The sequence below is a fragment of the Kluyvera sp. STS39-E genome, from assembly GCF_040932435.1.
Classification (GTDB): domain Bacteria; phylum Pseudomonadota; class Gammaproteobacteria; order Enterobacterales; family Enterobacteriaceae; genus Kluyvera.
Genome location: NZ_JBFQGA010000007.1, coordinates 342,210 through 354,274 on the forward strand (window position 1 = coordinate 342,210; position 12,065 = coordinate 354,274).

Here is a 12,065-nt window from a genome sequence, read left to right on the forward strand (position 1 = left end):
GGGTTGAAGGTAAAACATGATCGGTGTCACACTTAAAAAAGCACCTTCACCGTCCGTAGCGGGAAAACTCACGTTTCCCGCTTTAAGCGCCGCACTCGATAGTGACAACGATCACATTTTACCCTTTCAGCAGAGTCAGCTCGTTGCTCAGACTATCCGCTAACATGCGCACTCGCGTGGGATCGAACAGCACATGCAGCCCCGGCGAGGCCTGTGCATGCTGAGCGCAGAAGCTCTCCATCTCCGAGGCGCAGCGATACAGCTCCTGAATATTGACTTGGCAAATCTCGCGCATGCTCCAGCTATTTTCCACCAGACGGGCAAAATGAAGCGTGAAGAAGGCTTTTTGTGCGTGTCGGAACAGCAGGCAGTAGAGCGCAAATCCTTGCCACTCTTCCTGCCAGCGGCGATGCAGTGAGAAAGGAAATGCCGCGCGTTCGGCAAACGCCAGCGCCTGTTCGCGCAACGTTACCGCCGCCTGATATGCACGGTCTTTTTCTTCGGCAATCAGCGACAAGTTTCGGCCGGAAATCTCCACGTCACTGGCGCTGAAAAAGATATCGCGTTCAGAACCAGGCAACCAGTGGTTGCGATTGAGCTGCCCGTACAGGCTCCACACCGCTTGGCCGTAGCTTTCCGGCACTTGGCTGTGGCGATGGAAAACATGGTCGCGCACATAAATCGCCTGATACAGCACCTGACCCGCCTGCCCCAAAAGCTGCTGAAACTCATCGAAAATCACTTCATCAGGACGCCAGCCATAGCACTCATCCAGCCAGTGGGTGAGCAGCGCCGCGTGGGTGAGATGTTCGTTTGCTCGCGCCAGAATCTGGCTACAGGCCACGAGGTTACATTCGCTGAGCGTGCCCATCACCCAGTGGTTGTCGACCCCCTCCCAGCTGGTTTTGCACACCGCGCCGGTAATCGCGGGATTGCCCCGGCACCATAGCAATCGTCCTTGGAGTTCGTCGATGCGCGGAAACGGCAGCACGCCCCAGCCCACCTCTTCTCCTACTAAATCAAGCTCTACCCAAACGTCGCGATCAACGACATCCACCAGCGCGGGGTTATTCGGAAAGGTTGGCCAGAAACGTTCAGGGGTCAGCTTGATAGAGACCGATACGCACGCCGGCAGCGTGCGAATAGCCTCCATCACGTTGCTGATATCATGGTTTCCCGCCGGGAAAGCGCGCAGTACTAAGTGCTTATTTTCCCGCATCACCGCGCGCGCCATCGCGCTGAAACATTGGCTGTAGCGTGACAGGCTGCGGGGATCGATATGGGGAGATGGGTCATCTTGCCCGGTCAACTCCCAGTTGGGCCGGGAGATGGGCAGCAGGCCATCGGTATTGGAAAGCGCCACCAGCAGGCCGCTAATCGCCGGGATTTGCTGGCACAGTAAGGTGAGTTTATCCGCCACATACTGACACCAAAATTCGACATCAAAACGAATGCTGCCGTCTTTATCAATCAGCTGCGGATGCGCTGCCAGCAGGTCTGCCGGGAAGCTAAGCTCTTTCGCCTGCAGGTAAAACTTCAACCCCAGTTTCTGGCAGTATCCGGCTAGACGATTGAGGTAGACGCAGCGGGCGCGCTGCTGGCTGGAGAGGCGATCGTTATACTGGTGCGGAGTGTAGCCTTTGGGGGAAACCAGCTTATCGAACAGATCGACTTGGCCGACCACCACGGTATCAAAATCATGGCGAACGGCCCATTGCACCAGCTCACAGGCTTTGTCCCAGTTCCAGAACTCTTGGTTATTCAGCTCCAGCGCGCGCGTCTTCCACATCGTGTTTTCCCTCAAGCCACTCCGGCGAGCGGCTATTGTAAGCACAGATGTGGGAGAACCATCAGCGTTGTGAAGTGCGCTACTTCACAATAAATCGCGTTGGGGCAAAACAGTTAAGTAACCGATGCAGGATAAAGACCATCGTCAGCGTCGCCAGCAGCGAAACCGTCACCGAGGTTGCACGATAAAGATCGCTAAACACCAGGTCGCCATCCGGCTGAAGGTTCTGGCCAAACATGATGCCGATGGTAGTAATACTGGCGAAGCCCACGCCCGCCCCGACCTTTTCCATCACATGGAGCCGGGCGCTGAACGCCAGTCCGAGGCCAATCAGCGGCATCATCAGCAACATATGACTGCTGTGATCGTAGAGGATCAACTGCACCACCAAAATATACAAGCAGGCCAGCACCACGCCCGCCACGCGCCAGATCGAGCTCATCACCGCGCCGCGATAATGCATCGGGAAGAGGATCAAGATCCCCGCCATTAACGCTGAAAGTGAATCGCTTAGATCGCTGACCTGAAAAATAACAAAGATAATGGTCGCGACCGTGCCGGAGAGCAGCGATTCATGGCGCACGCGGGCGGCGTCTTTTTCAATCAGCGGCGGCGGCTTGCGCGGTTCCACGTCCGGGATCAGGTAATGCAACAGCGCGCTTAGCGCCACAGCCATCACGCTGGCCTCAATGTTGGAGAACAGCAGAGTATGCCAGTTGGCCGTTGGGTAGCTCATAAAGTTGAGCATCACGCTCTGGCACACCACGCCCATCGAGCCGAATAAAAACAGCGGCCCCTGGCTCATAAAACGGAACCGCACCACGTAGAGCATGAAAACCACTGCCGTCATGATCACCGGCCATTGGCTGAGATAGCCGATGATCAGCACCATTTCGAGGCAATTCAGCGACGCGCTGAAGATAAACTGTTTTGCGACGTGACGATTAAAAACCGGCACCAGCGACATCAGCAGCAGTGGATAAACCACAAAGAACACGCCGTAGTGGGTGTCGTAAAACGTCGAGATGCTAAGTGCTATCGTCCCGGCAATAGAAATGCGCAAGGTCTGACGGAAATCATTCGCCGTGTAGACGATATTTCCGTGAGGGGTAAAGACCTGCGCGAGGGTGTTAATAGACATAGTGCAGCCAGCTTATCAGGTGGATTTGCAGCCCTGAGAAGAAGCGCGCAAAGGAGCCTTCGCTGTTGTAGAGCTGAACCGTCGCCCGCGCGCCGGTGGGCAGCGTTTTTTCTAGCGGTTCATTCAGCGCCACGTGAATGCGCATGCGCTGTGCGTCACGCACCCAGCGGGTCGATTGCTCCGGCTGCGACAGTTCGCCGTTCACTTCTTCTTGCCCTGCGAGAATACCGGCGTCGCTGCTGGTCACTTTCGCTGGAAATACTTGGCCCGGAAATGCATCGAACACCACCGCCGCGTCGGTGCCCTGTCGCGTATGCCGTAGGCTCTTTTCACGAAAATCGGCGACGATATCGGTATTTTGATTAACCACAGCCATCACCGCGCTACCGGCCGCAGCGTAAAGCCCAGGACTTAGTTGCAGGTTGCTGACGGTGCCATCTGCCTGCGCGCGGATTTTAGTCCAGTCTAGGTTTAGCTGGGCTTCTTGCAGGGCGGTTTGATACTGCTGCAGCGTGACATTGCGCTTGTCGTCACGCTCACCGCGCTGGATTTGCAGGTTATGGATGGTGGCATGCAGCGCGGTCACCGACTGCTCGCTGGTCTGCCAGGTGGTACGCACTTTATCCAGATCGGCCTGGGAAACGTTTTGCATACTGCTCAGGCGCTGGTAGCGGTCGAAGGTCACCCGGTCATTACGCGCGGTGAGCTGCGCGGTTTTCAGGTTGGCTTCAGCGGCGGCGATTTGCGCATCTAACTGCTGATTGCTCAACTTCGCCTGCGCCAGCGCAAGCCTTGCGGCATCGACCTTATTTTGGAATGGCGTGGGATCAAGTTCGTACAGCAGATCGTCCTTTTTCACCGTGCTGTTGTTATGCACGTGAACCTTCGACACATAGCCCGATACGCGTGAAGACACGGGCGTTACAACGCGCATTACCGTGGAGTCCGGCGTCAGCGGGATCCAGATATCGGCGACGATAAAATAGGCAAACATCAGCAGGAAAGAGGCAATACTCACCCTTACCCAGCGGGCAAACTTTTGTTCTGGCGTCATCATGGTGTTATTCGGTTTTGTTATTCTCTTCGCGGATAATCCGCAGATTGCAGGCGATGTGATTCAAGGTGTCGCTAAACTTGGCGATGTCTTCGGCGGGAATGTCTTTTGACACCCGAGTCTGAAACGTTTCGATAACCCGATTCAGCGTCTGGAGCACCGCCCGGCCTTCGTCGGTGAGCGTCAGCAGGCGAATGCGTTTGTCATACGGCGAGACCGTTCGCAGCAGATAGCCCTGCTGCTCCAGCAAGGTGAGCGTGCGCATGAGCGGCGGCAGTTCAATGCCTTGCATCTCCGCCAGCTCGCTCACCGACACGTTATCACCGAGCTGATGAAGCTGCATCAGCACCGTCCAACTGGACTGGGTCAAGCCGGTATCAGTAATCGCATGATCGATAATCGATCGCCATTGGCGCACAACCATCGCCATACGCATCCCCATCGGGCGGCGGGCAAACAGCTCATCTTCAGTCATGGCGATCTCCGATTATTTCGTACGAATACGATAATACTTACCATGGTAAGTATCAAGGAACGAAGTCGGTAAACCGCATGGATTGCACAATGGCCCTACTTTGCCGCGATGTATTCCACATCCATTGAAACGCAGTCAACAAAGCCGATACGCGCAAGAGAAGTCGCTGGCCCCTTGGCGACGAACGGCACGCGATACTCGTCGTCTTCAATTGTCACTTCGCCAAAAACGAGCACGGGGGTCAGTGTGCCGAGAGTGCTCTTCTCGCGATACCAGTGAGGGAAGCGTCCGCGTAAGTAATCATCCTTAACGCGTAGTAGCGCTTTGCGGGAGAAATCCAACCGACACACTTGAGCGGAGTCGGGAAAGGCCTCGTAGATAACAAATATCGCCGAGGAACCCGCAGTCAGCAGGCTACAAAATAGTGCAGTCACTAATAATGTCTTTTTCATGCTGAAGGTAGGTGTACTGGTTTAAGTGATAATGACGTAAGTGTTTATTCTAAAAATAAATAAAAACGTGTAAAGCAACGCATTAGTATTGTTTCGTAAATATCGAACTATTGCCTCAGCATAATGAATTAGCCGCCTGACAATATGCTTACCGCTTATTGTTAAATGCTAATAATGCTTTGGTATCAACCCTTTCAAGCCTTCATTACTTTTACATCATTATCCACCTCAAGTCTAATTTTAATAACTAAAAGACAACCATAGTAAATACGTACCAAATGATTTCTATGATTGATATCTAATACATTTCTGATATAACACAATATAATAAAATAGATGGACATTACCGCTTCGGTATTATAACCAATATAAATCACAAGGCCTGTCTGACATCTATATTTCCCGAAATAAAATATTCTACAAACCAGAAATTTTTATTCTGATGGTAGAAACATTGCCGTAGAGCAGGATTGAGGGTAGACAGCCGGGGCGCTTTGGTGGCAGGATAAATGGATGAACACAAATGTTACCCCACTTCGCTCAAACCGTTGGTGGCTGCCTTCATAACAGGCGGCAAGGGTTACGTTACCTTTTTTTCTAAAGCCGCCGAAAGGCGGCTTTAGTGTTTCTCAGTGGCGTCTTTCGGCTCAATGCATTACAAGGAGTCACTGATGAATACTAGCCACACTATCCTGACCGGCGACCGCCCAACCGGCCAACTGCATCTCGGCCACTACGTCGGATCGCTGCGCCAGCGCGTGCAGCTTCAGCATGAACATCAACAGTTTATTCTCATTGCTGATTTACAGGGGCTGACGGATAACGGTAGCAATCCGCAAAAAATCAGCCACAACATCCTCGAAGTGATGGCCGACTATCTTGCCGTAGGCATCGACCCACAGCGCACCACGATTTGCCTGCAGTCGGCCCTGCCAGCGCTTGCCGAGCTGACCGCGTTGTATATGAATATCGTGACCGTCGCCCGCGTCGAGCGTAATCCTACGGTTAAAAATGAGATTGCGCAGAAAGGGTTTTCGCGTGCGCTGCCGGTAGGATTTATGGCCTATCCGATAAGCCAGGCCGCCGATATCACCGCCTTTAACGCAGACTTTGTTCCGGTGGGCGACGACCAACTGCCGATGATCGAACAGACCAACGAAATCGTCCACAAAATGAATAGCCTGACGACCGCACCGGTGCTGCGCCACTGCAAAGCATTGCTGAGCGACGTGAGCCGCCTGCCGGGTATTGATGGCGGCGCGAAGATGTCGAAATCACTGGGCAACACCCTGACCCTTTCTGCCAGTGAGAGCGAAATCCAGCAAGCGGTGAGTGCCATGTATACCGACCCAAATCATCTGCGGGTGGCCGACCCGGGGCAAATTGAGGGTAACGTCGTCTTCACCTATCTGGATGCCTTCCATCCTGATAAAGCCCTTATTGCCGAGATGAAAGCCCACTATCAGCGTGGCGGACTCGGCGACAGGCAGTGTAAAAACGTCCTAGAAGCATGTTTGCAGGAGCTACTGGCCCCCATCCGCGAACGTCGTGCCACTGTGATTCAGGATAAAGGGCAACTGATGGAGATGCTGCGCCAGGGCAGCGAACGAGCACATGAGGTGACGCAACAAACGCTGCACGCGGTGAAACGCGGGCTGGGATTGCCGGTGCTGTTCTGAATGTCAGGTGGGCATTTGCCCGGCAGATGCCCACGCCGTATTTGATTTTTCGTGTTAATGCCTTTACAAGACCCTGTTACAACTATGGACATAAGGCATGTCGATGTTAGTATGACATTGATGACAGCTATATTTATGCGTGTTTCATTTACGGCCGGGATTGCTGATGATGACCACATGAGTAGCACTCTTCACAGCACCCCTCCTCTATCTACATGACGAAACGCGCGCCACTCAGCAACAGGGAACAGAGCGGGTAGCGTATGGACAAAATCAAACGACATTGGGTCTGGTATCTGGTTGGTCTCGCCGCGGTGGTAGCCATCGCAGCATGGTGGGCGCTGCGTCCACCGGGATTGCCGGACGGATTCGCCAGCAGCAACGGCCGAATTGAAGCCACCGAAGTGGATATCGCCACCAAAACCGCCGGACGTATCGATAACATTCTGGTGAAAGAGGGGCAGTTTGTTCGCCAAGGTGAAGTGCTGGCGCAGATGGATATCCGGGTGCTGAACGAGCAACGCCTTGAAGCCGCCGCGCAAATTAAAGAGGCACAGAGCGCCGTTGCCGCCGCTAGAGCGCTATTAGATCAGCGGCAAAGCGAGATGCGCGCCAGCGAATCGGTGGTGAAGCAGCGCCAAGCCGAGCTGGACTCCACCTCAAAACGCCATGCCCGCTCCAGCACGCTATCACAACGCGGTGCGGTATCCGCTCAACAACTTGATGACGACCGGGCTGCCGCTGAAAGCGGTCGCGCCGCTTTAGAATCAGCCAGGGCCCAGGTTTCTGCCGCCAAAGCCGCCATTGAAGCCGCTCGCACCAGCATTATCCAAGCACAAACCCGCGTTGAAGCTGCTCAGGCAACCGAACGCCGGGTCCTTGCGGATATCGACGACAGCACCCTGAAGGCACCGCGTGACGGACGTATTCAGTATCGCGTCGCCGAGCCGGGCGAGGTGCTGGCCGCCGGAGGCCGCGTGCTGAATATGGTCGATCTGGCCGACGTCTACATGACCTTCTTCCTGCCAACCGAGCAGGCGGGTCTATTGGCCATCGGCAGCGAAGTGCGCATCGTACTCGACGCTGCACCGGACTTGGTGATCCCCGCCAATATCAGCTTTGTCGCCAGCGTCGCCCAGTTCACACCAAAAACCGTTGAGACCAGCGATGAACGGTTGAAACTGATGTTCCGCGTTAAGGCGCGCATTCCGCCAGAGCTGCTGGAAAAACATCTCGAGTATGTCAAAACCGGTCTGCCGGGAATGGCCTACGTTCGGCTGGATAATCAGCTGGCATGGCCTGCCGAGCTGGCGGTAAGGCTGCCGCAATGAAACAGGATATCTATGCCGCGGTAGCCCGCTTGGAAAATGTCAGCCAGCATTTTGGTACCACCACCGCGCTTAACGATATCACGCTAACCCTACCCGCTCGCTGTATGGTTGGCCTGATTGGGCCAGACGGCGTGGGGAAATCCAGCCTGCTCTCGTTGATTGCCGGGGCGCGGGCCATTGAGCACGGCAATGTGATGGTGCTCGGGGGCGATATGCGCGATGCCCGTCACCGTCGCGATGTGTGCCCGAAAATTGCGTGGATGCCGCAGGGACTGGGCAAAAACCTCTATCACACCCTGTCGGTGTATGAGAACGTCGACTTCTTTGCCCGTCTGTTTGGCCATGATAAAAATGCGCGAGAAAGCCGCATCGATGCGCTGCTGCATAGCACCGGGCTGGCCCCTTTCCGCGATCGTCCGGCAGGGAAACTCTCCGGCGGGATGAAGCAAAAGCTGGGGCTCTGCTGCGCGTTAATTCACGATCCCCAGTTACTGATCCTTGATGAACCAACCACCGGCGTCGATCCGTTATCTCGCGCCCAGTTCTGGGAGCTTATCGACTCGATTCGTGAGCGCCAGCCGGAAATGAGCGTGCTGGTTGCCACCGCCTATATGGAAGAGGCCGAACGCTTCGACTGGCTAGTCGCCATGAACGATGGAGAAGTGCTGGCGACCGGCAGCGCCGAAACGCTGCGCGAGCAAACCGGCAGCCAGACGCTGGAACAGGCATTTATCGCCCTGTTGCCAGAAGCCCAGCGTAACGCCCATCAACAGGTCATCATTCCCCCGCGCGATACCTCAGAAGAAGAGATTGCGATTGAAGCGCGCGGCCTGACCATGCGCTTTGGTCATTTTGTTGCGGTTGATAATGTTAACTTCCGCATCGCCCGCGGTGAGATTTTCGGCTTCCTCGGCTCTAACGGCTGCGGGAAGTCCACCACCATGAAGATGCTGACCGGGTTGCTGCCCGCCAGCGAAGGCGAGGCCTGGCTGTTTGGTCAGCCGGTGGACCCGAAAGATATCGAAACTCGCCGCCGCGTGGGCTATATGTCGCAGGCATTTTCGCTCTACAGCGAGCTGACCGTGCGGCAAAACCTAGAGCTGCATGCTCGACTATTCCATATTCCGGACGCGGAGATCCCCGGTCGGGTCGCCGAAATGAGCCAGCGCTTTATGCTCACCGACGTAGAAGAGGCTCTTCCCAGCGCACTGCCATTGGGCATTCGTCAACGTTTGTCACTGGCCGTGGCGGTGATCCATCGTCCGGAGATGCTGATTCTCGATGAACCTACCTCCGGTGTTGATCCGGTAGCTCGCGATATGTTCTGGCAGTTGATGGTTGATCTGGCCCGCCAGGATAAGGTGACCATTTTTATCTCCACTCACTTTATGAACGAAGCGGAACGCTGCGATCGGATGTCGCTGATGCACGCGGGCAAAGTGCTGGCCAGCGATACGCCGGCGGCATTGGTTGCGCAGCGGGGCGCGGCAAACTTGGAGGAAGCGTTTATCTCCTGGCTGAAAGAGGCTGCCGACCCGGCGCCCGAAGCGGAGATGACCGCGACACCGGATACGCAGGAAGTGGAGCCGCCACGCCAGGCTTTCAGTCTGCGTCGCCTGTTTAGCTACAGTCGCCGCGAGGCCTTAGAACTAAGACGCGATCCGGTACGATCGACGCTGGCACTGCTCGGAACGGTGATCCTGATGTTTATCATGGGCTATGGGATCAGCATGGACGTTGAGGATCTGCGCTTCGCGGTGCTCGACCGGGATCAAACGGTCAGTAGTCAGGGATGGACGCAGAATATTGCCGGTTCACGCTATTTTATCGAACGCCCGCAGCTCAATAGCTACGATGAGCTCGACCGTCGGATGCGTGACGGTGAGCTAGCGGTAGCCATTGAAATCCCACCAAACTTTGGCCGGGATATTGCCCGTGGGACGCCCGTTGAGATTGGCGTGTGGGTCGATGGCGCGATGCCAAACCGTGCGGAAACCGTACGTGGTTATGTGCAGGCGATGCATCAGACTTGGCTGCAAGAGATGGCCGGTCGGCAGCCGAATGCCAACAGTGGCACCTCGTTATTCTCCATCGAAACGCGATACCGTTATAACCCAGATGTGAAAAGCCTGCCGGCGATCGTTCCGGCGGTTATCCCGCTGCTGCTGATGATGATCCCGGCAATGCTGAGCGCGCTGAGCGTGGTTCGGGAAAAAGAGCTGGGATCGATAATCAATCTGTACGTCACACCGACCACTCGCACCGAGTTTTTACTCGGCAAGCAGATACCGTATATCGTGCTGGGGATGTTCAACTTCCTGTTGTTGTGCGCGCTATCGGTGTTTGTCTTCGGTGTGCAGCACAAGGGCAGTTTCCTGACGCTGACGCTGGCGGCATTACTGTACGTCACTATCGCCACCGGTTTGGGGCTGTTGATCTCCACCTTTATGAAGAGCCAGATCGCGGCGATCTTCGGTACGGCTATCATCACGCTGATCCCGGCCACCCAGTTCTCCGGGATGATCGACCCTGTGGCCTCGCTTGAGGGACCGGGACGCTGGATTGGTCAGGTCTATCCGACTAGCCATTTCCTGACCATTGCCCGCGGGACATTTTCTAAAGCGTTAGGGCTTGGCGATCTGTGGATGTCCTTCATTCCATTGCTCATTGCCGTGCCACTGGTGCTTGGGCTTTCCGTGTGGCTGCTGAAAAAACAGGAGGGATGATGCGCGGATTACGCAATATTTATAACCTCGGCGTGAAAGAGTTGCGCAGCCTGTTAGGTGATAAAGCCATGCTGACGCTGATTGTGTTCGCATTCACCGTCTCGGTTTACTCTTCCGCGACGGTTATGCCAGGCTCGTTACATTTGGCGCCGATTGCCATTGCTGATATGGATAAATCGCAGCTCTCATCACGGATTATCAATGGCTTTTACCGCCCGTGGTTCCTCGAGCCGGAGCTTATCTCCGCCGATGAGATGGACGCCGGGCTGGATGCCGGACGCTATACTTTCGCCATCAATATTCCGCCCAACTTTCAGCGCGATGTTCTCGCCGGCAGGCAGCCGGATTTGCAGGTCAACGTTGATGCGACGCGTATGAGCCAGGCATTTACCGGCAACGGCTATATTCAGAATATTGTTACCGGCGAGGTAAACAACTTTGTCGCCCGCTATCGGGATAACAGCGTGCTACCGGTGGAGTTGGCGGTACGAATGCGTTTTAACCCTAATCTTGAGCAGGCAAGGTTTGGTGCAGTGATGGCAATCATCAACAATATCACTATGTTGGCGATTGTATTGACCGGTTCGGCGTTGATCCGCGAGCGTGAACATGGCACGGTTGAGCACCTGCTGGTGATGCCGGTGACGCCGTTTGAGATCATGCTTGCCAAAGTCTGGTCGATGGGTTTGGTGGTGCTGGTTGTGTCGGGGCTGTCGTTGATGTTGATGGTTCAAGGGATATTGCAGGTACCAATAGAAGGTTCGATCCCGCTGTTTATGTTGGGCGTTGCGCTGAGTCTGTTTGCGACAACATCGATCGGCATTTTTATGGGCACGGTTGCCCGCTCGATGCCACAGCTGGGGCTGCTGATGATCTTGGTTTTGCTGCCGCTGCAGATGCTGTCTGGCGGTTCAACGCCGCGGGAGAGCATGCCGCAGCTGGTACAGGATATTATGCAAACGATGCCAACGACTCACTTTGTCAACCTGGCACAGGCGATTCTCTATCGTGGTGCCAATTTTGCCATCGTTTGGCCGCAATTCCTGATGCTGCTGGCCATCGGCGCCGCGTTCTTTACCATCGCGCTGGTTCGTTTCCGTAAAACAATTGGTGAAATGGCATAGAGAGGAAATTTGTAACTCGGTGGAAATTATCGTAGGCCGGATAAGGCACAGCCGCCATCCGGCAGAATGGTGCACACTGCCTGATGGCGCTGTGCTTATCAGGCCTACACCATGAGCCGTTAATGCCATTTCCCCAGACCACAGACGCAAAAAAGCCCATCCGTTAGGATGGGCTTCTTCACTATTTGATGCCTGGCAGTTCCCTACTCTCGCATGGGGAGACCCCACACTACCATCGGCGCTACGGCGTTTCACTTCTGAGTTCGGCATGGGGTCAGGTGGGACCACCGCGCT

The 12,065-nt window shown here is 55.1% G+C and carries 9 protein-coding genes and 1 rRNA gene; 4 read left to right on the forward strand and 6 right to left on the reverse strand.

Annotation, left to right across the window (positions count from 1 at the left end; all coding sequences use genetic code 11):
* Window positions 1–118: 118 nt before the first annotated feature.
* From AB4K05_RS17705 to AB4K05_RS17725, 5 genes are all read right to left on the reverse strand, one after another.
* Complete coding sequence (locus AB4K05_RS17705; RefSeq protein ID WP_368481250.1) at window positions 119–1,789, reverse strand: hypothetical protein; 1,671 nt, start codon at window positions 1,787–1,789, stop codon at window positions 119–121.
* A 79-nt stretch (window positions 1,790–1,868) separates the two neighbouring features.
* Window positions 1,869–2,930, reverse strand: coding sequence for a DUF2955 domain-containing protein (locus tag AB4K05_RS17710; RefSeq protein WP_368481251.1), 1,062 nt, complete (start codon window positions 2,928–2,930; stop codon window positions 1,869–1,871).
* Entirely contained in the window at window positions 2,920–3,987 is a 1,068-nt protein-coding gene (locus AB4K05_RS17715) for an HlyD family secretion protein (RefSeq protein ID WP_368481252.1), read from the reverse strand. The genes AB4K05_RS17710 and AB4K05_RS17715 overlap by 11 nt, the downstream gene beginning before the upstream one ends.
* Before the next feature lie 4 nt (window positions 3,988–3,991).
* Complete coding sequence (locus tag AB4K05_RS17720; protein ID WP_368481253.1) at window positions 3,992–4,459, reverse strand: MarR family winged helix-turn-helix transcriptional regulator; 468 nt, start codon at window positions 4,457–4,459, stop codon at window positions 3,992–3,994.
* 95 nt (window positions 4,460–4,554) lie between these two features.
* On the reverse strand, window positions 4,555–4,893 hold the full coding sequence (locus tag AB4K05_RS17725) for a YebF family protein (RefSeq protein WP_368481254.1): 339 nt from the start codon (window positions 4,891–4,893) through the stop codon (window positions 4,555–4,557).
* A 689-nt stretch (window positions 4,894–5,582) separates the two neighbouring features.
* Here AB4K05_RS17725 and trpS point away from each other — a divergent pair.
* From trpS to AB4K05_RS17745, 4 genes are all read left to right on the forward strand, one after another.
* A complete protein-coding gene (gene trpS / locus AB4K05_RS17730) occupies window positions 5,583–6,590 on the forward strand; it encodes a tryptophan--tRNA ligase (protein WP_368481255.1) in 1,008 nt (335 codons plus the stop codon).
* Window positions 6,591–6,853: 263 nt separating this feature from the next.
* The gene (locus AB4K05_RS17735; protein ID WP_368481256.1) at window positions 6,854–7,921 is read left to right on the forward strand and encodes an HlyD family secretion protein; all 1,068 of its coding nucleotides are present in this window, start codon (window positions 6,854–6,856) and stop codon (window positions 7,919–7,921) included.
* Window positions 7,918–10,647 (forward strand): ribosome-associated ATPase/putative transporter RbbA, encoded by a 2,730-nt coding sequence (gene rbbA / locus AB4K05_RS17740; RefSeq protein WP_368481257.1) that lies wholly within the window; start codon window positions 7,918–7,920, stop codon window positions 10,645–10,647. The genes AB4K05_RS17735 and rbbA overlap by 4 nt, the downstream gene beginning before the upstream one ends.
* Window positions 10,647–11,771, forward strand: a complete 1,125-nt coding sequence (locus AB4K05_RS17745; protein ID WP_368481258.1) for an ABC transporter permease — start codon at window positions 10,647–10,649, stop codon at window positions 11,769–11,771. The genes rbbA and AB4K05_RS17745 overlap by 1 nt, the downstream gene beginning before the upstream one ends.
* A 190-nt stretch (window positions 11,772–11,961) precedes the next feature.
* Here the strand turns inward: AB4K05_RS17745 and rrf are convergent.
* A 5S ribosomal RNA gene (gene rrf, locus AB4K05_RS17750) occupies window positions 11,962–12,065 on the reverse strand; the annotation flags it as partial.